The organism is Pseudomonas sp. NPDC089392, from assembly GCF_044749595.1.
Classification (GTDB): Bacteria; Pseudomonadota; Gammaproteobacteria; order Pseudomonadales; family Pseudomonadaceae; genus Aquipseudomonas.
In genome coordinates this window covers 95,228-117,482 of sequence record NZ_JBIVIF010000008.1, presented here as the reverse complement: position 1 = coordinate 117,482, position 22,255 = coordinate 95,228, and the positions used below count along the sequence as shown (strand labels likewise).

19 protein-coding genes are annotated in these 22,255 nt (G+C 64.9%); 3 read left to right on the top strand and 16 right to left on the bottom strand.

Features of this window, described 5'->3' with window-relative positions:
* Positions 1 to 32 precede the first annotated feature (32 nt).
* Complete coding sequence (locus tag ACIP1G_RS10375) at positions 33 to 2,234, top strand: LTA synthase family protein (protein WP_400736221.1); 2,202 nt, start codon at positions 33 to 35, stop codon at positions 2,232 to 2,234.
* A gap of 95 nt (positions 2,235 to 2,329) precedes the next feature.
* Positions 2,330 to 3,058, top strand: a complete 729-nt coding sequence (locus ACIP1G_RS10370; RefSeq protein ID WP_400736218.1) for a DUF899 domain-containing protein — start codon at positions 2,330 to 2,332, stop codon at positions 3,056 to 3,058.
* A 165-nt stretch (positions 3,059 to 3,223) separates the two neighbouring features.
* Here the strand turns inward: ACIP1G_RS10370 and ureG are convergent, their stop codons facing one another.
* From ureG to xerC, 9 genes are all read right to left on the bottom strand, one after another.
* Positions 3,224 to 3,847 carry an urease accessory protein UreG gene (ureG, locus tag ACIP1G_RS10365; protein ID WP_003253923.1) on the bottom strand — a complete coding sequence of 208 codons (624 nt, stop codon included), beginning with the start codon at positions 3,845 to 3,847 and terminating at the stop codon, positions 3,224 to 3,226.
* Between the two features lie 11 nt (positions 3,848 to 3,858).
* Entirely contained in the window at positions 3,859 to 4,533 is a 675-nt protein-coding gene (locus ACIP1G_RS10360; protein WP_400736215.1) for an urease accessory protein UreF, read from the bottom strand.
* The gene (locus ACIP1G_RS10355; RefSeq protein ID WP_400736212.1) at positions 4,533 to 5,078 is read right to left on the bottom strand and encodes a HupE/UreJ family protein; all 546 of its coding nucleotides are present in this window, start codon (positions 5,076 to 5,078) and stop codon (positions 4,533 to 4,535) included. Before ACIP1G_RS10355 ends, ACIP1G_RS10360 begins: the two co-directional genes overlap by 1 nt.
* An 18-nt stretch (positions 5,079 to 5,096) precedes the next feature.
* Positions 5,097 to 5,594, bottom strand: a complete 498-nt coding sequence (ureE, locus tag ACIP1G_RS10350; protein ID WP_400736209.1) for an urease accessory protein UreE — start codon at positions 5,592 to 5,594, stop codon at positions 5,097 to 5,099.
* A 10-nt stretch (positions 5,595 to 5,604) separates the two neighbouring features.
* Entirely contained in the window at positions 5,605 to 7,308 is a 1,704-nt protein-coding gene (gene ureC / locus ACIP1G_RS10345) for an urease subunit alpha (RefSeq protein WP_400736207.1), read from the bottom strand.
* Positions 7,305 to 7,622 (bottom strand): urease subunit beta, encoded by a 318-nt coding sequence (locus ACIP1G_RS10340; RefSeq protein WP_400736397.1) that lies wholly within the window; start codon positions 7,620 to 7,622, stop codon positions 7,305 to 7,307. The genes ureC and ACIP1G_RS10340 overlap by 4 nt, the downstream gene beginning before the upstream one ends.
* 19 nt (positions 7,623 to 7,641) lie before the next feature.
* Positions 7,642 to 7,944, bottom strand: a complete 303-nt coding sequence (locus ACIP1G_RS10335) for an urease subunit gamma (RefSeq protein WP_003253929.1) — start codon at positions 7,942 to 7,944, stop codon at positions 7,642 to 7,644.
* A gap of 9 nt (positions 7,945 to 7,953) precedes the next feature.
* The gene (locus ACIP1G_RS10330) at positions 7,954 to 8,787 is read right to left on the bottom strand and encodes an urease accessory protein UreD (RefSeq protein ID WP_400736204.1); all 834 of its coding nucleotides are present in this window, start codon (positions 8,785 to 8,787) and stop codon (positions 7,954 to 7,956) included.
* Between the two features lie 385 nt (positions 8,788 to 9,172).
* The gene (xerC, locus tag ACIP1G_RS10325; protein ID WP_400736201.1) at positions 9,173 to 10,087 is read right to left on the bottom strand and encodes a tyrosine recombinase XerC; all 915 of its coding nucleotides are present in this window, start codon (positions 10,085 to 10,087) and stop codon (positions 9,173 to 9,175) included.
* A gap of 215 nt (positions 10,088 to 10,302) precedes the next feature.
* Between xerC and ACIP1G_RS10320 the strand changes: the two genes are divergently transcribed.
* Positions 10,303 to 11,484 carry an NnrS family protein gene (locus ACIP1G_RS10320; RefSeq protein WP_400736198.1) on the top strand — a complete coding sequence of 394 codons (1,182 nt, stop codon included), beginning with the start codon at positions 10,303 to 10,305 and terminating at the stop codon, positions 11,482 to 11,484.
* 74 nt (positions 11,485 to 11,558) lie between these two features.
* Here ACIP1G_RS10320 and ACIP1G_RS10315 read toward each other — a convergent pair whose 3' ends face one another.
* The 7 genes from ACIP1G_RS10315 to ACIP1G_RS10285 all read right to left on the bottom strand — a co-directional run bounded on the left by ACIP1G_RS10315 (position 11,559) and on the right by ACIP1G_RS10285 (position 22,217).
* Complete coding sequence (locus ACIP1G_RS10315; RefSeq protein ID WP_400736196.1) at positions 11,559 to 13,820, bottom strand: ATP-dependent DNA helicase; 2,262 nt, start codon at positions 13,818 to 13,820, stop codon at positions 11,559 to 11,561.
* Positions 13,817 to 15,466, bottom strand: a complete 1,650-nt coding sequence (locus ACIP1G_RS10310) for a VRR-NUC domain-containing protein (RefSeq protein ID WP_400736193.1) — start codon at positions 15,464 to 15,466, stop codon at positions 13,817 to 13,819. The genes ACIP1G_RS10315 and ACIP1G_RS10310 overlap by 4 nt, the downstream gene beginning before the upstream one ends.
* Positions 15,467 to 15,696: 230 nt before the next feature.
* Positions 15,697 to 16,998 carry an MFS transporter gene (locus ACIP1G_RS10305; RefSeq protein ID WP_400736395.1) on the bottom strand — a complete coding sequence of 434 codons (1,302 nt, stop codon included), beginning with the start codon at positions 16,996 to 16,998 and terminating at the stop codon, positions 15,697 to 15,699.
* Positions 16,999 to 17,096: 98 nt separating this feature from the next.
* Positions 17,097 to 18,314: a fumarylacetoacetate hydrolase family protein gene (locus tag ACIP1G_RS10300; protein WP_400736190.1), complete on the bottom strand. Its 1,218-nt coding sequence runs from the start codon at positions 18,312 to 18,314 to the stop codon at positions 17,097 to 17,099.
* 20 nt (positions 18,315 to 18,334) lie between these two features.
* On the bottom strand, positions 18,335 to 19,393 hold the full coding sequence (locus ACIP1G_RS10295) for an Ldh family oxidoreductase (RefSeq protein WP_400736188.1): 1,059 nt from the start codon (positions 19,391 to 19,393) through the stop codon (positions 18,335 to 18,337).
* Between the two features lie 35 nt (positions 19,394 to 19,428).
* Entirely contained in the window at positions 19,429 to 20,970 is a 1,542-nt protein-coding gene (locus ACIP1G_RS10290) for a UxaA family hydrolase (protein ID WP_400736185.1), read from the bottom strand.
* Between the two features lie 299 nt (positions 20,971 to 21,269).
* Positions 21,270 to 22,217, bottom strand: coding sequence for a LysR family transcriptional regulator (locus tag ACIP1G_RS10285; protein ID WP_400736182.1), 948 nt, complete (start codon positions 22,215 to 22,217; stop codon positions 21,270 to 21,272).
* Between the last annotated feature and the right edge of the window lie 38 nt (positions 22,218 to 22,255).

Genomic DNA, 22,255 nt, shown 5'->3' with positions numbered 1-22,255 from the left:
CATGACGATTTAATGGCAAAAGGGAAGTTTTTGTGAAGAACCTGTCAGACCACCCACGTACCCGGCTTGTCGCCTTGGCGGCCCTGGTGCTGGTGATCCCACTGGGTACGCGCGCCATGCTGGGCTGGTCCAACCCGCTCGGCTATCTGTCCGACCTCGCTCTCGGCAGCCTGCTGGTCTTGCTGCTGCACCGCCGGCCGTGGTGGCTGGCCCTGCCCGTGCTGCTGGCCTGGGCGGCCCTGTGGGTAGCGTCGGCCGAACTGGTAAGCGCGGTAGGCCGCTTGCCGACCAGCGCCGACCTGGGCTACCTGGTCGACCCGCAATTCATGGAGAATTCCACCGGCGGCAGCCTGGCCCATGCCTGGCTGCCATTGGCCTTGGGCGCCGGCCTGCTGGCCTGGCTGGCCAGTGCCTGGCGCAGCCGCGCCCACCGCGGCCAAGCGCTGCCACGCAAGGCCTGGGCGATTCCATTGTTGCTGTTTGGCGCCCACTGGGGCAGCCAGCAGCTGGCACCTTCCGACGCCGACCAGTGGCGCCAATACAGCCTCACCCACCAGCTGATGTCTGCCGGGGTCAGTCACGTACAGCGCAAGGTCGAAGGCTGGATGGGCCACACACAACCGTTCACCCCACTGCCCAGCAGCGGCCTGACTCAATCCGACCTGCACGGGCAACGCCTGCTCGCTGGCCCAGGCAGCGCCCGCAACCTGCTGGTCATTACCATAGAAGGCATCCCCGGTGCCTACCTGCGGCCCAACCGCCAGGCCCTGCACAGCCGCTTCGACGAAGACCTGATGCCCAAGCTCAGCCAGTGGGCCGAGCGCGGCATGAACACCCCCGACTACGTGCTGCACACCCACCAGACCATCCGTGGCCTGTACGCAATGCTGTGCGGTGACTACGACAAACTGGCCAACGGCACGCCCAAGGGTGTGGAACTGCTGACCCAGCACGAACGCAACCAGGCCTGCTTGCCGGCACAATTGCGCCAGGCCGGCTTCACCACCCACTACCTGCAGGGCGCCGGCCTGCGCTTCATGGCCAAGGACCGCATCATGCCGCACATCGGTTTCGACGAGGTGCACGGCCTGGAATGGTTCCGCAACAAGAACTACCTGGACTTCCCGTGGGGCAAGGATGACCGGGCCTTCTTCGAAGGCGCCCTGAACTACGTCGGCAAGCTGCAGAAACAGGACAAACCCTGGATGTTGACCTTGCTGACCGTGGGTACCCACCAGCCGTACTCGGCGCCGGCCGAATACCTGGAGCGCTACGACACACCGAAACAGGCAGCGGTTGCCTACCTGGACGACGCACTCGGGGCGTTCCTCGACAACCTTGAAAGCCAGGGCGTGCTCAAGGACACCCTGGTAGTGGTCACCTCCGACGAGTCGCACGGCATCGACGGCGTGCGCCTGGCGTCGTCCTGGGGCTTCAACCTCACCCTGGCGCCGGAGCAGGCACAACTGCCTAATATCAAGCGTGGTACCTACGGCCATATCGACCTGGCCACTTCCCTGCTCGACTATTTTGCCCTGCCTATCCCGGTGGCGCTGGGGGGGCGTTCGCTGTACCGCGACTACGACACCGGCCGCGAGATGATCTCCTACACCAACGGCATGTTGCGTTACCACAACGGCCAGGGCGTGTTCACCGAATGCGACTTCCAGCAGCGCTGCCGGCGTTACGCCAGCAAGGGTTTCATCGCCGACCAGGTCCGCTACCTTGGCCCGGGCGACAGCCTGCTCGGCCAGCAGATCGTTGCCCTGGCCGGGGTACTCGACCAGTCCTTGCTGCAAACCCCGCTTAACCTGCGCTACCAGTTCGGCGGGCCTTCGCCGATCAAGTTGCGCAAGCGCATTCATGATGACTGGGCCGACAACCTGATCGGCGCCCAGTACCTGGAAATGCCCGAGGGTTCGCATACTCGCGTGCGGGTCAAGGTTCGCTCGCTGGACCCCAAGCGTGTGGCCTATATCCAGCTCAAGGCCAAGCAGCTGGAGCAGGATGTGCCGCTGGGCCTGCCAGCAGAGGTGAAAGTCACCGCCGAAGAGCCTTTGGAGATCGAGTTCAGCTTTGACAACCCAACCGAGCGCAAGGCGTTTTCCTTCCATTTGCTGGGCTATGGCGGCGGCAAGGTGGAGGTCAGCGACTTCAGCGTGATCACCGCGCTGCCCGGGGAAGATGACGCCACGGAGGAGTTCACCGAGGGGCATATCGCCCATTCGGGCTGAGTGCAGTACCACTCATCGCCCGGCCACCGCTGCCTGTCGATTCGACCCGCGCGTGCTCGACTAGTGTGTGAATCCCCCAGTGTGGAGACAGCACCATGAGCACAAGCGAAAGCAGGCACCCGGTGGTTTCCCGTAGCCAGTGGCTGGCGGCCCGCCGGCAACTGTGGCTGCACGAAAAAGCCTTTACCCACCACCGCGACGCGCTGGCTGCAGCCCGTCGCGCGCTGCCTTGGGTCAAGGTCGAACACGACTATCGTTTCCACGGGCCAGACGGCGAGCTGAGCCTGGGCGAGCTGTTTGCGGGCCGCAGCCAGCTGTTGCTTTACCACTTCATGTTTGTCGAGGGCTGGAGCGAAGGTTGCCCCGGCTGCTCGTTCCTGGCCGACCACTTTGACGGCGCCAACCTGCACCTGGCACACCACGACGTGTCGCTGGTGGCGGTGTCGCGGGCGCCGTACGCCGAATTCCAGGCGTTCCGCCGGCGCATGGGCTGGCAGTTCCCCTGGTATTCGTCTCACGGTAGCGGGTTCAACGAAAACTTTGGCGTCAGTGTCGGCAGCGAGGGCCAGCGGCAGTACAACTATGAGCCGTATGACGGCAGTGAAAGCGAGCTGCCCGGGTTGAGTGCGTTCTACCGTGAGCAGGACGGCAGCGTGTACCACACCTACTCAACCTATGCCCGCGGGCTGGATATCCTGGTCAACACCTACAACTTCCTCGACATTGCGCCACTGGGGCGTAACGAAGGCGGGACCATGGACTGGGTGCGCCACCATGACCGCTATGAAGGGCAGCCGGGCAAGCCGCATTGCTGCCACAAATGACATACCGGCCGTGCGCGGTCGATGTAGGAGCGGCCTTGTGTCGCGAAAGGACCGCAAAGCGGCCCCGGGATTTCAGCGTCGATGCAGATATTGCTGGGGCTGCTTTGCAGCCCTTTCGCGACACAAGGCCGCTCCTACAAGGGACCGCGCTGTCCTGAAACCCCTTTAAGCGCGCACGCCCAACATCCCGCGCTCGACGATGAAGTCGATCACCGCCTGCAGCCCCTCACCCTTCTTCAGGTTACTGAAGGTCCACGGCCGCTGCGGGCGCATGCGCTGGGTATCGCGTTCCATCACCTCTAGTGAAGCCCCTACATATGGCGCCAGGTCGGTCTTGTTGATCACCAGGAAGTCCGACTTGGTAATGCCCGGCCCACCTTTGCGCGGGATCTTCTCGCCTTCAGCCACGTCGATCACGTAGATGGTCAGGTCGGCCAGCTCCGGGCTGAACGTGGCACTGAGGTTGTCACCGCCGCTTTCGACGAAGATCACCTCAAGGTTGCCAAACTTGCGCGCCAGTGCTTCGACCGCCGCCAGGTTCATCGAGGCGTCTTCACGAATTGCCGTGTGCGGGCAGCCACCGGTTTCCACGCCGACGATACGCTCCGGCTCCAGGGCGCCGGCCTCGGTGAGGATGCGCTGGTCTTCCTTGGTGTAGATGTCGTTGGTGACCACGGCGATCTGGTAGTGATCGCGCATGGCCTTGCACAGCGCTTCCAGCAGGGCAGTCTTGCCAGAGCCGACCGGGCCGCCGACACCGACGCGCAGGGGTTGTTGATAGCTTTGCATGCAGGCAATCCTCAGGAACGGAACAAACGGGTGTATTGGGTTTCGTGACGCGATGAGGCAATGGCCAGCAGCGGCAAGCCGCCGCCGAGCTGGTCATCACCCAGGGCCAGTGCCTGGTCGAGGGCTGCGGGCAAATCCGCCCCCAGGTCTCGCAGCAAGGTCTGGGCAGCCTGCTGGCCGAACGGCACCAGCTTGACCCCGGCCATGACCGCGCCCTCCAGCCAGGCAAAGCCGTGGCCCAGGGCCAGCTGGCGCAGCGGGATTGCCCAGTGCGCAGCCAACCAGGCCATGCCGCCCAACTGGGTCAGTTCAAGGCTGGCACGCCAGGCTGGCGCCTGGCCCAGCTGCCAGCCGTCGAGCAGCCGCGCCAACGCCGCGCCGCGCTGCTGCTCTTCCAGGCGCAGCTCGGCAGTTTCACGGTTGGCCAGCAAAAAACGGCTCCAGTGGTTGAAGGCTTCGGCATCCTCGGCCTGGCAGGCGTGGTACAGGCGCGCCAGCACCGGCCAGTCAAGGCAGGCCAGGGTGTCCTGGACCTGCTCCCGCTGCCAGGCAGCGAAACCGCCCACGCCCGTGACCCAGCCGGCCTCCACCGCCCACTCCAGGCCTTGCGAGTAGGTGAAGCCACCCACCGGCAAGCCGGGGCTGGCCAGCTGTAGCAGGCGCAGCAACGCCAGGTCGCTGTTCATCAACCGGCCAGCACCAGCGCAGCACCGGCCAGCAGGCTGCCGCCAAAGGCTTTCTGCAAGCCGCTGTGGCGGCGCAACAGGCAACCGACCGCGAAGCCGGCCGCCAGCAACAGGCCGCTCACGCTTACGAAGCCGACGCTGAACTGCCAGAAGGCACTTGGCGTGGCTTCAACGCCATGGGCCCAGCCGTGAAACAGGGCGAACACCGGCATGGCCATGGCCAACAGCAATTGCCGGCCAGGCAGCAGCACCGCCCCAGCGGCCACCAACAGCGACGCGGCAATCAAGGTTTCCATACCCAGCACGTCACCGAACAGGTGGCCGCACACCGCGCCGCCGAACATCGCCGCCAGGGTTGCCAACGGCAGCGTCAGGCTGCGCCGGGTCAACGCGGCGAGCACGCCGGTGCCCAGCAGCATCAGCAGGTGGTCAAGGCCAGTCAGCGGGTGCAGCAGGCCATCCTGCAGTGGGCTGCCGTCGTGGCCAGGGTGGGCGAAGGCCGGCAGGGCCAGCATCAGCAAAAACACAGCGAAAGTCTTTTTCATGGGTTGCTCCAGGGCAGTTCAGGAATGGGCAGGCAGGCGCACGAACGGGTGATCGTGGCTGTGGTTGTGGTTGTGGCCATGCGCTGCGCTTTGGTAGGCGCCTGCTTCGGGTTCGAACGGGGCCTGTTCGGCGTCTACCGTCAGCCCCAGGCCACGCAGCATCTCGTCCAGCACATGGTCGTGCTGGAAGCGCAGCAGGCCAGGCTCGATCTGCAGCGGCACATGGCGGTTACCCAGGTGGTAGGCAGCACGGGCCAGCAGGTGCGGGTCGGCACAGCGCACCGTGGACACCGCTTCGGGCGCTGCCAGCACTTGGATCAGCTGGGTGCCATCGGCATCGGCCAACAGTTCGCCACCGCGCAGCAGGTGGCCACGCTCCAGCATCAACCCGGCTTCGCGGCCGTCGTCCAAGGTTACCCGCAGGCGGCTCTTGATACGGCTGTCGACGTCGAGCGTGACGGTGCCGCTGACAGCATGCGTGCCGGGTTCGGTGATACGGCGGGTCAAGACAATCATCGGTGCTCCTTCAGAACAGGAAATAGCGCTGGGCCAGCGGCAGTTCGCTGGCCGGCTCGCAAACCAGCAGCTCGCCATCGGCGCGCACCTGGTAGGTTTGCGCATCGACCTCAATCAGCGGCTGCAGGGTGTTGTGGACCATGTCCGGCTTGCGTACCCGTCTGCAGCCGTTGACCACACCGATCAGGCTGCGCAGGTTCAGCTCCTCGGCCAGGCCGCGATCCATGGCCGCTTGGGGCAGGAAGGTCATGCGCGTGGCATGCCGCGCCGCCCCCAAGGCGCCGAACATTGGCCGGTAGTGCACGGGTTGCGGCGTGGGGATGGAGCCGTTGATGTCGCCCATGGGCGCGGTGACAATCATCCCGCCCTTGATCACCAGGGCCGGCTTGACCGCAAAGAACGCCGGCGCCCATAGCACCAGGTCGGCCAGCTTGCCGACCTCGACCGAACCCACTTCGTGGCCGATGCCATGGGTCAGCGCCGGGTTGATGGTGTACTTGGCGATATAGCGCTTGACCCGGAAGTTGTCGCTATAGGTTGTGTCGGGTGCCAATGGCCCGCGGCGCAGCTTCATCTGGTGAGCCACCTGCCAGGTCCGCAGCACCACCTCGCCGACCCGGCCCATGGCCTGGGAGTCGGACGAGGTCATGGCAAAGGCGCCCATGTCGTGGAGGATGTCCTCGGCGGCGATGGTTTCGCGGCGGATACGCGATTCGGCGAAGGCCACGTCCTCGGCAATGCTTGGGTCCAGGTGGTGGCAGACCATGAGCATGTCCAGGTGCTCGTCCACGGTGTTGACCGTGTACGGCAGGGTCGGGTTGGTGGAGGACGGCAGCACATTGGCCTGCCCCGCCGCGCGGATGATGTCCGGCGCATGGCCGCCACCGGCACCCTCGGTGTGGAAGGTGTGGATGGTGCGGTCGCCAATGGCCGCCAGGGTGTCTTCGATGCAGCCGGACTCGTTGAGGGTGTCGGTGTGGATCGCCACCTGGATGTCCATTTCCTCAGCCACACCCAGGCAGCAGTCAATGGCCGCCGGTGTCGAACCCCAGTCTTCATGCAGCTTCAGGCCAACAGCACCGGCCGCAATCTGCTCGCGCAACGCTTCTGGCCGCGAGGCATTGCCCTTGCCCAGCAAACCGATGTTGATCGGCAGGCTGTCGGCGGCCTGGAGCATGCGCGCCAGGTACCAGGGGCCGGGGGTGCAGGTGGTGGCGTTGGTGCCGGTGGCCGGCCCGGTACCGCCGCCAATGAAGGTGGTAACACCGCTGTTCAGCGCCTCGTCCACCTGCTGCGGGCAGATGAAATGGATATGCGAGTCGACGCCGCCGGCAGTAACGATCTTGCCCTCGGCGGCGATCACTTCGGTGCCGGGCCCCACCGGCACGTTGACGCCCGGCTGCACATCGGGGTTGCCGGCCTTGCCGATCACGGCGATGCGCCCGTGCTTGATGCCGATGTCTGCCTTGACGATACCCCAGTGGTCGATGATCAGGGCGTTGGTCAGCACCAGGTCCATGGCCTCGGCGGCCAGCATCTGGCCCTGCCCCATGCCATCGCGGATGACCTTGCCGCCGCCGAACTTGACCTCTTCACCATAAATCGTGAAGTCCTTCTCTACCTCTACCCACAGCGCGGTGTCGGCCAGGCGCACACGGTCGCCCACGGTGGGGCCGAACATGTCGGCGTAGGCCTGGCGGGAAATTCGGCTCATAGCCTGCCCTCCAGCGCGCCCATCACCTTGCCCTGGAAGCCATAGACCTCACGTTTGCCGGCATAGGCCACCAGTTGCACGGTGCGTGCCTGGCCCGGTTCAAAGCGCACGGCGGTGCCGGCCGGGATGTCCAGGCGAAAGCCCAGGGTGGGCTCACGCTCGAACACCAGTGCGTCGTTGACTTCGTAGAAGTGGTAGTGCGAACCGACCTGCACCGGCCGGTCGCCGTGGTTGGCCACGCTGACGCTGACCGTTGCCCGGCCAGTGTTCAGCTCGATGTCGCCAACGGCGACCTGGATTTCACCTGGGATCATGCGGCGCTCCTTGGCGGTTTCAGACGATGGGGTCATGCACGGTCACCAGCTTGGTGCCATCCGGGAAGGTCGCTTCTACCTGCACGTCGTGGAGCATTTCGGCGATGCCGGGCATCACCTGCTCACGGGTCAGCACTTCGCGACCCAGGCTCATCAGCTCGGCGACCGTGCGGCCATCACGAGCGCCTTCCAGTACGGCAGCGCTGATCAGCGCCACGGCTTCCGGGTAGTTGAGCTTCAGGCCACGGGCCAGGCGCCGCTCCGCCAGCAACGCGGCGGTAAACAGCAGCAATTTGTCTTTCTCTCTCGGGGTCAGCTCCATGGCGCTCTCTCAGGTGGCCCAGATACGCGGCGGGCAGGCTGGCAGGCCGAGGACGGCCGGGCGCAGCACATGCCACAGGCGTTGCAGGGTGTGTTGCAGGTGTTGGTTGTCATGGTCGAGCAGGCGGATCACCAGCAACGACCCAAGCAAGGTCGCGCCGGCCGGGTTGCCCAGCTCATCGAGCAGCGGGCGAACCTGTTCCAGCACGGCCTGGTCGGCAGGTGCGGCGCAAAAGGTGGCGAGCAGCGGGTGCCCGCCGAGCTTGTCCAGGTGCCCGCCTTCGATGCGCAAACGTTCATGCAGGCCGAATTCGTCGGGCAGCTCGATGTGCAAACGGCTGTCGAGGGCGCCGTGGTCGAAACGCTCGTTCATCACCGGGCGCCCCAGGCACAGGGTTTCCCAGGCCAGCAGGCGGGCGCCCGGTTCGAGGGTGAAACGGCTGTCGAGGCTGGCGCGGGCGCCGGAAAAGAAAATGCTGTCTTGCGGCAGCCATTCCAGGGTGCTGCCGGCGGCCAGGTGAAAGCGCTGGGCCAGCCGAGCGGTCGGGCCGATGCTGCGGTAGAACTTGCTGGCGCCGGGCATGGTAAGCAGCGCATGGCTGCCCGGCTCCAGGTGGATGTCCAGCTCCAGCCGGTCACCCGCGACGATGCCACCCGGTGGGTGCAGCACGTAGACGTGGCAAGCTGCACCTTCCGGGTAGAAAGGCCGCTGCACCAAAAGAGGTCCGAAATGCCGCCGCGCACCAAGGCGGGTCACACCTTCGCGCCTGACAAAGCGCAACTGCAGGTGGGCGCTCCAGCCTGCATCGTCGTGTTGTTGTTCGATCTGCTCCGCGAGCGACATCCTGCGGCCCCTGAAATCCGTGGCCTGCTGGCCGTTTAGAGGGTCCGGCGCGGGCGGCTTTCAGCGCGCGCGGCCTGACCACTCGATCAAATTCGCAGGCTGGATATAGCAGGTTGCGGGCCAACTCCGCCGGTGAAGGCAGATGAAACTTTTGTCGCGGCCGCTCTGGCATCGGGCATACAGGGGTGGGGCGCACAAAGCGGGGGCGTGCTTTGGCCCTGTTTCGGTGCCGGCCCATTGGCTTGCGCGGTCACTGTGGGGTTTATCGAGGCGTCGAACCGCCGCGAACAATCCAACGCGGTGCATGGCACGGGCTTCGCCCGTGTTCGCGGGTAAACCCGCTCCCACAGTGGATCGCGCAAGTCGTTGCTACAGCGGCAAGGCTTCAGTAGTCGAAGCGGTCCACCGCGCGGCGGCGTTCGTTGTCGTCGCGCCGGTCGTAGATGGCTGTGGTCTGGATATTGGCATGGTGCGCCAGCTTCTGCGCAATCGACAGGTCGTGCTCTTCGATCACCCGGGTAATGAACGCACGACGGAAGTCGTGCGGCATGATCTTCACCCCCACCTGCGCGCCGCGCTGGCGGGCGATGTAGTAAATCGCATGCTTGGTGATACGCGCCCGGGTGATGTGGCTGCCGCGGCGGATGCGGTTGAACAGGAACGGGTCATCTTCGGCCCCGGCCGGTAGGTCCTGTCGGCGCAGGTCGAGCCACGCCTGCAGCTTTTCGAACGCCCATTGCGGTGCATACTTGACCAACTGGTGGTTGCCCTTGCCCACCACCTGCAGGCTGCGCGCCTCAAAGTCGACCTGGGCCAGGTCGATGTCGACCGACTCCGACTTGCGCATGCCGGTGCCGTACAGCAAGGCGATGATCGCCGCGTCGCGTACGCCCTGCGGGCGCGGATCGGCCGCACACACGTCCATCAACTCGCGAATCAGGCTGCGGCGCAGGTTGCGCCCAGGCGGCAAGCGGCTACCCGTATCCGGCTTGACCTCGCGAATACGCAACAATTGCTCATGGTCGATCAGGCCTTGGCGCCAGGCCTCGTTCATCACCCCGCGAATGGCGTTGACATACAGCGACGAACTGTTGGGCGCGTAACCATCTGCACGCAGCGTCGCCACCAGGGCAATCACGTGGCCGGGCTCGAGCCGATGCCAGGGCACGTCGACAATATTGCAGTCGACAAAACCCAGCCGGTCGGCGGCGTCCTGAAGGATGTAGCGCATGGTTTGCTGGCTGGAGGGGGCCAGGCGGGCCATGTACTGCAGCAGTGGATTTTTCGAGAGGTCGGACAAAACGTGAACCCTGTAGCGTTGCGCCAGCCGGCAGCAAACCGGCTGAACCTTGAAGCAAGTCAATACGACATACCAGCAAGTCTCAATGACAGCACCGTACACATGTCATTCAGACCCGGAGAAGTGCCATCACCTTGATATTCAAGGGCTTTGAAGCTGGCACGGATCGTGATCTTACCCCAATTGAAGCCTACTGAACGAACCAAGGATCGCCCATGCTCGTGCAACCGATCGCTTCACGCCCACGCCAGGCCGTCTGGGGCCTGGGTTTTCGCCCGTTCTTCCTGGGCGGCAGTTTGTTTGCGCTGATCGCCTTGCTGTTATGGGCAGGCGTACTCGCCGGGGTGCTGAACCCCACGCCCCCCGGCGGCATGCTCGCCTGGCACCGCCACGAGATGCTCTACGGCTTTGCCTGCGCCATTATCGCCGGTTTTCTGTTGACCGCCGTGCAGAACTGGAGCGGCATCCCGGGCGTGAGCGGGCATGCGCTGCAGGGCTTGTTCCTGCTTTGGCTGCTGGGCCGGGCGAGTTGGTTTCTGCCATTACCCGCTGGTTTGCTGGTGCTGGTCGAGGGCAGTTTTCTGCCGCTGGTAGCGCTGAGCCTGGCGCAGCCAATCGTACAACGGCGCCTGCGCAACAACTACCCGATCGTTGGCCTGGTGCTGCTGATCGCCGCCTGCCAGTGGCTGACCCTGGCCGGCTGGCTACGCCAGGACGAACTGCTTCAGCGCCGCGGGGTATTTGCCGGGTTGTGGCTGGTGGCGGCGATGATGGCCGTGCTCGGTGGCCGGGTCATACCGATGTTTACCCGGCGGGGCCTGGGCAACATGACTGCGGCCCCTGCCCGCCCGTGGCTGGACCGTGCCTGCCTGTTGCTGAGCGTGGCGCCGCCGCTGGCCTTTGCCACCGGCCTGGCCGATACGCCGCATACCAGTCTGGCGGTACTGTTCTTTGCCCTGTTCGCGCTGCACTCAACCCGCTTGGTGCTGTGGCACGACCGTGGCCTGTGGCGCGTGCCGTTGCTGTGGTCGCTGCACCTGGCCTATGCCTGGATCGCCCTCGCCTGCCTGGGCATGGCGTTGTGGCATGCCGGCGTCGCTCTGAACCCGAGCCTGGTGACGCATGCCCTGACCGTCGGTGCCATGAGCGGGCTGATCCTGGCGATGATGGCGCGGGTCAGCCTGGGGCACACCGGTCGGCCATTGCAGGTGCCGACCAGCATTGCCTGGGCCTTTGCGCTGATGCAACTGGCGACACTGGCGCGGGTGGTTTTGCCACTGTTCACGCCGCTGGGCATCAGCCTTTCGGCACTGTGCTGGTGCCTGGCGTTGCTGCTGTTCATTCGCCATTACCTGCCTATCCTGGTGCGGCCACGGGCAGATGGCATGCCGGGCTAGCCTTGATGCCTGCCAGTCAAACCTTTTTGGGGCCGCCTTGCGGCCCCAGTAATGATGGCTGGCAAGCATAAGCGTTAGCCTATGGGCGCCGGCCACCAACCCGGGAACATCTGCTGCACACGGGGTTCAGCGAAGCGTTCATCAATCAGCACCAGCACGCCCCGGTCCTGGTCGCCACGGATGACCCGGCCCGCCGCCTGGATCACCTTGCGCACGCCCGGGTAGAGGTAAGCGTAATCAAAACCCGCACCAAACTGCCGCCCCAGGCGCTGCTTGAATTGCTCGTTGACCGGGTTGACCTGGGGCAGCCCGAGGGTGGCGACGAACGCGCCGATCAGCCGCGTACCGGGTAAATCCACGCCTTCCCCGAAGGCACCGCCCAACACCGCAAAGCCAACCCCACGGCCATCCGCGACAAAGCGGTCGAGAAACGCCTGGCGCGCCGCTTCGTCCATGCCCGGCTCCTGCGCCCACTGGGGGACCTGCTTGTACCGCTCGGCCAGCAGCCCAGCCACCTGTTGCAGGTATTCGAAACTGCTGAAGAACGCCAGGTAATTGCCCGGCATTTGTTCATATTGCCGGGCAATCAGCTCGACGATCGGCGCCAACGAGGCCTGGCGCTGCTGGTAACGGGTGGACACCTGACTGGCGATTCGCACCTCCAGCTGGTCGGCGCTAAACGGCGCCGCCACTTCCAGCCAGGCAGTATCGGCCGGCATGCCCAACAGGTCGCTGTAGAAATGCCGCGGGCTCAGCGTGGCAGAAAACAGCGTCACGCTACGCGCCGCCCGCATGCGCGGGGCCAGCAGGCGCGCCGGGGTGACATTGCGCAAGCACAGGGTGGCCAGCCGCCGTTTGCGTGGGCCCTGACGCTGGCTGATGTCGAACATGAAGTGCTCGTCGAAGAGTTCGGCAACCCGGCTAAACTGCAACGCCTGGTAGAAGAATTGCAACACCTGCGGGTCCATGTGCGCAGGCGCCTGGTTCATCTGGTCCTGAATTAGCCCGATGCATTGCTGCAGGGCGCGCAGCAAGCCGTCCGGCAGTGCCTCGCTGGCCTGATACGGCGCGCGCTGTTCTTTATACAGCGCATTCCACTGCCGGTTCAGCCGGTCCAGCGCGCTGACCAGCCCATGCGGTTTGCTCTGGCGCAGGGCCAGCAGCTGGCCCTGGTCGAGGCTGGCGCTGTACATGCCACGCCCGCGCTCGACCAGGTTGTGCGCCTCGTCCACCAGCACCGCGACCCGCCACTGGTTGAGCTGGGTCAGGCCGAAAAGCAGGGCATGGGCATCGAAGTAGTAGTTGTAGTCGGCGACCAGCACATCCACCCAGCGCGCCATCTCCTGGCCCAGGTAGTAAGGGCAAACCTGGTGCGCCAGCGCTACCTCGCGCAGGTTGGCGCGGTCGAGCAAGGGCATGGCTGCCGCTGCCTCGCGTGCTGCCGGCAAGCGGTCGTAGAAGCCTGCGGCCAACGGGCATGACTCGCCATGGCAGGCCTTGTCGGGGTGCTCGCAGGCTTTGTCACGGGCAATCAGCTCCAGCGTGCGCAAGGCCGGTTGCGCCGAAGCATCGGTGATCTGGCGCATGGCATCGAGGGCCAGCGCCCGGCCCGGTGTCTTGGCCGTGAGAAAGAACAGCTTGTCCAGTTGCTGCGGCACCATCGTCTTTAGCAGCGGGAACAAGGTGCCGAGGGTCTTGCCGATGCCGGTGCTGGCCTGGGCCATCAGGCAGCGGCCAGTACTCACCGCCTTGTACAGGGTTTCCGCCAGCTGGCGCTGGCCCTGGCGGAACTGCGCATAGGGGAAGCCTAGCGCCTGCAGGCCCTGGTCACGCTCGGCAAGGCGCCGTTCCTGCGCTTGGGACCAGGCCAGAAAGCACTGGCACTGGGTTTCGAAAAACGCCTGCAGCTCAGCCGCCGTGTACTGTTCGCTGAACAGCGTCTGGCCATCGCTGTCCACGTCCAGGTATACCAGCGCCACCTCGATCGCCGGCAATTGCCGGGCCTGGCACATCAGCCAGCCATAGACCTTGGCCTGCGCCCAGTGCAACTGACGGTGGTTGGCCGGCTGGCGCGCCAGGTCGCCACGGTGGGTCTTGATCTCTTCCAGGCGGTTGCTGGCCGGGTCATAACCGTCGGCGCGGCCGCGTACCCTGAGGGTTTGGAACTGGCCTTCGAGGGTGATTTCCGACTCGTAGCCCGCCGCCCGCCGCGCCACAACCCGCTGGTGCCCTTCGATGCCTTCCTGGGCAGTGGGCGATGGTGTGAAGCGCAAGTCCAGGTCGCCGACCTTGGCGCTGAACTCGCACAAGGCGCGCACGGCCACGCTGTAGCTCACGCCGTTTCGCTCCAGCGCACATGGCACACCGCGACGGGCAAACCGTGCGCCCTACAGAACTCCAGCCAGCGCAACTGGTTGTCTTGCAGGCGGTCCCCGGGGCCCTTGACCTCGACCATGCGGTAGCGGCCCTGCTCGGGCCAGAACTGGATCAGGTCGGGCATGCCGGCGCGGTTGTTGCGGATGTCCTGCAACAGGCGCAGGAAGCACTGCTTCAGTTGGGCAGCCGGCAGGCAGGCCAAGGCCTGTGCCAGCAGCTCTTCACTGAGCATGGGCCAGAACACGAACGGTGACTGCAAGCCCTGTTTGGCCACGTAGCAGTCGAGAATTGCCTGGCGGTAGCTGCCATCGTCAAGCCGCCCAAGGCATTGTTCGAACAGTACACTGCGCCGTTGCTGGAAGTCGCTGTCGTGCAAGTCTTGTGGCGCGGCCTGGAAGGGGTTGAAGAACGCGCCGGGCACCGGCGCGAAAATCGCCTCCCAGCACAGCAGGCCAAACAGGCTGTTGAACAGCGTATTCTCCACGTAATGCGCCTGGCCACCCTCGTGTGCCAGGTGCTGACGCACGGCTTCCTCCACGCCTAGTGCGGCCTGCTCGCGGGGCAGCTCCAGCTCGATCAGCTCCAGCGGCGCGACACGCTTGCGCCGCTGTGGCGGGCCGCCGAGCTTACGCGCCAAGCGCGGCAGCATACGCTCCAGTGCCTGCACCTCCAGCGCGTTGGCCGGTGCCGCTGCCAGTTGCAACGCCAGTGCGTGGGCCTGGGGCCACTGCTGGCTGCGCTCCAGTACCCGCACCTGGCGGATACGCGCCTGGGCATGGTTGCACTGCGCATACACGGCCATGGCCTGGTCCCAGTCACCCAGGCGCTCGCATTGCTGGCCCAGCGCGAATTGCAGCCGTGCACGGCGCCGGGCCAGCCATGGGTTGTCGCTGTGCAGGCCTTGCATCACGGTAAGGATCGACTCGGGATCGTCGCCCTGCTCCAGCTGCTCGGTAAACTGGTGCAGGGCCATGGCCAGGTCGAGATCGGCGCGTTGCTGCAAGGCGCGCGAATCGGGGCTGAACGACACCTGCTCGTAGCGCAGCAAGCCAAGGTCGGCGAGAACGAAGTCTGACCAGTCCTGGTACAGGTTACCGAAGAACAGCAGGCGCACGCGGTCGCACAAGGGTTGCAGGCGCCACTGGAGGATGCGCACCTCACTGTCGGGGAACCACTCGGCCAATGACCGGGCTTGCAGCCCCAAGGGTTGCAGTTGCGCCAGCAAATCATGCTTGGCCGCCTTGGGCCGACACAATTGATTGGCGAAACACCGGGCCAGTTCGTCCTTGCGCAGCAAGGCGAACAGTTGCTCCAGCTCAAGTAGCTCAGGTTCACGCACCCAGCCAAGGGCCTGCAGTGGAGCCAGGGCCAGCGCGGTATCGCCGATTTCGGCGTAGCCGAGCCGGTCACTGCGAAACAGCTCGCCCTTGCGCATGACCATGCGCACCATCAGGGCCTGGGCTGGCGCTTGCAGTTGGCTGAAATCATGGATGAAGGCCCGCTCCTGAGCGTCAAGCAAGTCTTCGTAGCGTTGTTCGACCCACAGCAGTACCTGGCGGAAGTTGTGCAGGTAGTAGAACGGGTCGTCGACGGAATGGGCGATCACGGGTGATGGGGTCAGGCGGCTGGAATTGATACTGGTTATACATACAGACCAGTATGCGTGGCAAGTGCCGTGGGTCAGTCCGGTGGCGCGTCTTGTGGAGCGGCCTTGTGTCGCGATGGGCCGCGCAGCGGCCCCGGCGATTTCGGCTTTGACTTCAAAATCCTGGGGCTGCTGCGCAGCCCATCGCGACACAAGGCCGCTCCTACAGGTATTACGGGTGGCCTTGGAGGTTACTCGGTCGCTGCAGCCATCTCCCCTACTTCGACCTTGGCACTGCCAATCGGCGCCTGCAGCAGCAGGAAATACGCTACCGCCGAACACAACGCCACCACCGCACTGATCATGAACGCCGTGGTGAACGAACCCGAATACTGGATGCTGAAACCGGTGGCGATTGGCGCTACGGAGCCGGCAATGTAGCCGCCGAAGTTCTGGATCGAACCAAACGAGGCCACGCGCGGGCTGTCGACGATGGTGTTGACGATCATCCAGGCGGTAGCACTGGCCATGTTGATGCTGAACAGCGCCAGGCACAGCAGGATGACGCAGCCGGTCAGGCCGGTGACAAACGACAGCGGCAAGGTGAACATCGCAGCCAATACCAGGCCAGTGATGACGCCGAACTTGCGGCTACCGAGAACACTCATGCCGCGCTTCACCAACCTGTCGCAGAAACGCCCGGCAACGATTGTGCCCGCCGCGCCAAAGCCATAGGCCAGCGACACCACCCAAGCGGTCTTGTACAGGTCCAGGCCGTGCTCACGCTCGAAATAGCCCGGCAGCCAGGTCAGGTGCAGCCAGAGCATGTAGATCACACCCATGAAGCCCAGCACCGCACCCCAGGTGCTGCGGTGCTTGAACAGGTCGAGCCAGCCGGCGAAGTACGAGGCCTTTGGCGCCTGTGCCGCAGCTGCCGGAGCCTGCTGCTCACTGGGCAACGGCTTGCCTTCAGCCGCCAGTTCCGCCAGGTAGCGTGCCTTGCTCTTGTAGAACGTCAGCCAGCACAGCGCCAGCACCATACCGATCACGCCGGTGATGATGAACATGCCGCGCCAGCCGAAATTGACCATGAACAGCGTCAGCAAAGGCGGCGCCAGGCACGGGCCGAGGCAGGTCGAGGACCAGACCACGCCGGTCGGGGTGCCACGTTCGTTGGCATCGAACCACTCCGACAGGGCCTTGGCCGCCGACGGAAACATCGGCGCCTCGCCAATCCCCAGCAACACCCGCAGGCCCATGAAGCCGGCAAAGCTGCTGACCATGCCGAAGGCCGCCTGGGCTACCGACCAGCCCAGCAGCGACGCGCCGAGGGCAATCTTGCTGCCGAGGCGGTCGATGATCATGCCCATCGGCAACTGAGCGAAGGCATAGGCAATGGAAAACGCCGACAACAAGATGCCCATCTGTGACGGGCTGATCATCATGTCTTTCTGGATCGAGGTGTTGGCGATCGACAGCGCACTACGGTCCAGGTAGTTGACGATGCCGATCAGCAGCAGGAACACAACGGTGATGCGTTGGTACTTCTTCATAGGGTTCATGTGGTGACCTTTATTATTATTGTTGCCGCGCTGTCAGCGCCTTGGCGATCCCTCATTCATGCTGCGCCCTCCTGGGCGCAGCGCGCCACTCAAAGCTGGCGCGCGGTGGTTGCAACTTGCAGCAGGCCTCGGCGGCCGAGGCTGTCGATCAGCGAGCGCAGGCCGAATTCCCACTGCGGCGCCTGGTCGCTGGTGGTCACGCGGTTGCACAGGGTACCCAATTGCGGGTTGCTGATGCTCACCACGTCACCTGGCTTGTGAGTGAAGCCATTGCCCGGTTGGTCGCGGTCCTGCTTGGGGGCGAACAGGGTGCCGAGGAACAGCACCAGGCCATCAGGGTACTGGTGGTTTTCGTTGAGGGTTTGCTGCACCAGGTCCTGCGGGTCACGGCTGATCTGGCGCATGGAGCTGCGCCCGGCGAGGATGAAACCGTCTTCGCCTTCCACCCGCAAGTCCACTTCGGCGTTGCGCACATCGTCCAGGCCGAAGCTTTCGTCGAACAGGCGCAACAGTGGGCCCAGCGCAGTAGAGGCGTTGTTGTCCTTGGCCTTGGACAGCAGCAAGGCGCTGCGCCCTTCGAAGTCGCGCAGGTTGACGTCGTTGCCGAGCATGGCACCTTTGATGCTGCCGTCGCTGGATACAGCCAGCACTACCTCAGGCTCCGGGTTGTTCCAGCTCGACTTGGGGTGGATACCGATGTCGGCGCCGTGACCGACCGCCGACAGTGGTTGGGCCTTGGTGAACACTTCGGCATCCGGACCAATGCCCACTTCCAGGTACTGCGACCACAGGCCTTGTTCCACCAGCACCTTGCGCAGTGCTTCGGCCTGGGCGGAGCCCGGCACGATCTGCGACAGGTCAGCGCCGATGCGGCTGGCGAGGGTATCACGGATGGCATCGGCCTTGGCCGGGTCACCCTTGGCCTGCTCTTCCACCACGCGTTCCAGCAGGCTGGTGGCGAAGGTCACGCCGGCAGCCTTCACCGCCTGCAGGTCGATGGGCGCCAGCAGCCAAGGTTGGCGCGGGTCGCGTAGGGCCGGGTCACTGTTGCCCAGCAGCGCTGGCAGGCCGATCAGCGGCTCGGCCAGCGGCAAAGCGCGCAGGTAGGCCACCGGGTCGGCCACTTCCAGCAGGGCCGAGACAGTCGCCACGTGGGTGCTGATGTCGTATACGGCACCGGCCTTCACCAGCACCACCGCCGGCCCCTGGTCTGGCAGCCAGACCCGCCCTACCCAGCTGCCGCTGTCGAATACGCTGGCATCAGAACTCAGTGCCAGCGGTTGATTGGCGTTCGAACGATCAGTCATCTGTGTACCCTTACTGTGAATCATTGGGAAAGTGCCGGCAGTTGCAGTTGCACGGCCAAGCGGTCAAGGTCGGCCACCAGCTGCGGCTTGAGGCTCAGGCCCTGTTCCAGGGCTTGCCGGCGCAGCGCCAGGCCAGCCTGCCCAGGCAGGCGCACCGGGCGTTCGGGGTCCAGTGGGCGGCTGGCGAGGACCAGCCGGCCAAGGAAGCTGGTTTCGTCGGTAAACGCCTCCAGGCCACCGAAGAATCGCGGGTCGATAACCACGGCAGTGGCCGAGGCGCCCCACTGCTCCGGCGTGTCCTTGCGGCCATGGCCGGCCAGCCCCGAGGTCAGGGCCTCGACCAGCAACGCCAGGGCGAAGCCTTTGTGGCCAAAGGCCTGGCCCCCGAGTGGCAGAATGCTGCCTTGCGGGCTGCTGAAGAAGTCGTGCGGGTCGTCTGTCAGTTGCCCGTCATTGCTGACCAGCACCGGGTGCGGCAAGCGGCTGCCGGCATCGCGGCACTGGCCAACCAGGCCGAGGGTGACGGTGGACATGCTCACGTCCAGCAGAATCGGCTCGCCTTGGGTCGGAATACCCGCGGCAATCGGGTTGGGCGTGTAGACCGGGTCGATGCCACCGTGGGCGCAAACCAGCCCAACCGACGGGTCCGACGAGTACACCAGCGCCACCAGCCCCTGGTCGGTGTATGGCTTGAGGTAGGCTGCCAGGCAGCCGATATGCGAAGCGCGGCGCACCACAGCGATGCCGATACCGTGCGCAGTCGCGCCTTTTGCCGCGCAGTCCAGGGCGCGGCTGACGCAGTACGGGCCCAGCACATAGTGGCCATCGAACAGGCTGGAAATGCCACTGTCCGACACCTGTTCCAATGCCTGTGCACGGGCCTTGACCTGCCCATCGAGCATTCCACCGATGTAGCGGCTGACCAGGTTCAGGCCATGGGTACGGTGGCCAAGCAGTTCGCCCTCAAGCAGCACCTGGGTCACCACTTGGGCAACTTCGGCATCGGCGCCAGCTTTTACAAACAATTGCTCGACGAAGGTTGTGAGCGCGGGCACGTTGAAACGTTTGGTTTGAGTCATTGCGGTTACCTCTAATAGGGGGCGGGCATGAACGATCAGGTCACGGCACCGATTTGCCAGGGCACGAACTCGTTCTGCCCATAGCCGTGCTGTTCACTTTTGCTGCGCTCACCAGAGGCAATGCGCAGCATCTGTTCGAAGATGAATGCACCACGCTCCTCGATGCTGGTGGAGCCGTCAGCGATGCCACCGCAATTCACGTCCATGTCTTCTTCCTGAAGCTCGAACACCCGGTTGTTGGTCGCCAGCTTGATCGATGGCGCCGGGGCGCAGCCGTAGGCCGAGCCACGGCCGGTGGTGAAGGCGATCAGGTTGGCCCCGCCCGCCACCTGCCCGGTGGCAGAGACCGGGTCGTAGCCGGGGGTGTCCATGAACACCAGGCCCTGGGCACGCACCACCTCGGCATACTGGTAAACGTCGACCAGGTTGCTGGAACCGGCCTTGGCCACTGCGCCCAGGGACTTCTCAAGGATGGTGGTCAGGCCGCCGGCCTTGTTGCCGGCCGAGGGGTTGTTGTTCAGTTCGGCGTTCATGCGCTGGCAGTAGTCTTCCCACCAGCGGATGCGGGCCACCAGCTTTTCGCCGACTTCACGGCTGACTGCGCGACGGGTCAGCAGGTGCTCGGCACCATAGATTTCCGGGGTTTCGGACAGAATCGCAGTACCACCGGCCGCCACCAGGCGGTCGACAGCATTGCCCAGTGCCGGGTTGGCGGTGATACCGGAATAGCCATCAGAACCGCCACATTGCAGGCCGACCACCAGGTGCCGCGCACTGACTGGCTGGCGCTGCACCTGATTGGCCTCGGCCAGCAGCGCCTTGACCTGCCCGATGCCGGCAGTGATGGTTTTGGAGGTGCCGCCGAGCCCCTGGATGGTGAAGGTGCGCAGCTGGGCACTGGCCTGCAGGCCCTGGGTTTCCAGCAGGCTTTCGATCTGGTTGGTTTCGCAACCCAGGCCGATGATCAGCACCGCGGCGAAATTGGGGTGCACGGCGTACCCGGCCAGGGTTCGACGCAACAGGCCCAGGGCTTCACCACTGGGGTCTACCGCACAGCCGGCACCGTGGGTCAGTGACACCACACCGTCAATGTTCGGGTAATCGGCCAGCACCTCGGGGTGGATGTCGCGGCGAAAATGGTCGGCCACGGCGCGGGCCACGGTCGCCGAGCAGTTCACCGAGGTGAGGATACCAATGTAGTTGCGGGTAGCCACCCGGCCATCGGCGCGCACAATGCCCTGGAACTGCGCTTCGCTGCCCGGCTGGCTGCGGGTATCGACACCAAAGGCGTAGTCACGGGCGAAATCGCCCATCTGCACGTTGTGCACATGCACGTGGTCACCGGCATCAATGGCCTGCGACGCAAAACCGATGATCTGCCCGTAGCGACGCAGCGGCTGCCCCTGCTCCACACGTTCGGTGGCGACCTTGTGGCCTGAGGGTATTGGCTGGCGCACGGTAATTGCCTCGGCATCCAGGCGCAGGCCTTGCGGCAGGGCCTGGCGGGCGATGAGTACGTTGTCCAGCGGGTTCAAGCGGATGACGGCTAGGTCACCGGATTTGGCTATCAGTTGCATGGGACCTCTCAGGGCGGTGCGGCTGACTTCTTGTTATGGCGCTGCCCGTACATTGCCGGGCGAATCTGCGACCACTGTAAGAAGCCTTGCGCAACATTCCCAATGAGATGATCCGATCGAACGATAACCGCGCGTTATCGCAAGGGGTTATCGGGCTGTGCTTATCAATCGCCCTTGAGAGGCCGCCGTGCTGCCCTCCTCGTAGGAGCGGGTTTACCCGCGAAAGGGCCGGGCCTGCCATGTGCGGTGCCTGTGCCGGCCTCTTCGCGGGTAAACCCGCTCCCACACCCAGGGCAGGATCATTGCGCCCGCAGGTAGCGCAGCAAGGTGTCCAGGGCTACCGAGTTGGGCCGTGAGCGCAGGGTCAGCACGCCCAGGTTGGCCATGGTCAGCGGCAGCTCCACCGGCAGGACGGCGACCATGCCATAGCGCGCGTAGTGCTCGGCCACGTCATTGGGTACCACCGCAATCATCTCGGAGGCTTCAAGCATGGCGGTGGTGGCCAGGATCGAGGCGGTTTCGACAATATCCAGCGACTGCACCATGCCGCCGGCTTGCAGCGCACTTTCAACACGACGACGCATGGGGCTGCCAATGGGGTGCAGGATCCAGGTCAGGGCCACCAGATCGGCCAGCTGCAGCCCGCTGGCATCTGCCATAGGGTGCCCGGCGCGGGCAATCACCCGCATCTGCTCGCCGCCTTCGAACAGCTCGATGTTCAGGTCCTGGCTGTCGCTCTGGTCTGGCAGGCGCCCCACTACCATGTCGAAGTCGCCGCGCAGCAAGGCCGGTAGCAAGGTATCGCTGGTGCCGACTTCCAGCGAGATGCGCACCTTGGGGTGGTCGCGCTTGTAGGCCAGTACCGCCTTGGTCAGCACACCGGGCACCGGGCCCATGACGCTGCCCACCCGCACCAGCCCCAGCGCCCCGCGCGCCAGCTCGGCGATCTGCGCCTGCGCGTGGTCAAACTCATGCAGCGCGTTTTGCGCATAACGAATCATCACTTCGCCATACAACGTCGCTTGCATGCCCCGTGGCAGGCGCTCGAACAGGCGCACGCCCAGGCGCTCCTCAAGCTGCTGCAGCAACAGGCTGGCCGCCGGTTGCGTGGTGTGCATCGCCGCAGCGGCGCGGCGCAGGTTGCCGAACTCGCCCAACGCATTGAGCAGCGTGATCTGGCGGCTGGAGATTTTCAGCGCGCCAAGGTTGGCAGGCGCCTGGGCGCCGTCGAGTGGCAAGCGAGACATATCGATTCCGGTATCGCTGATTACGAATTGGCGATTAT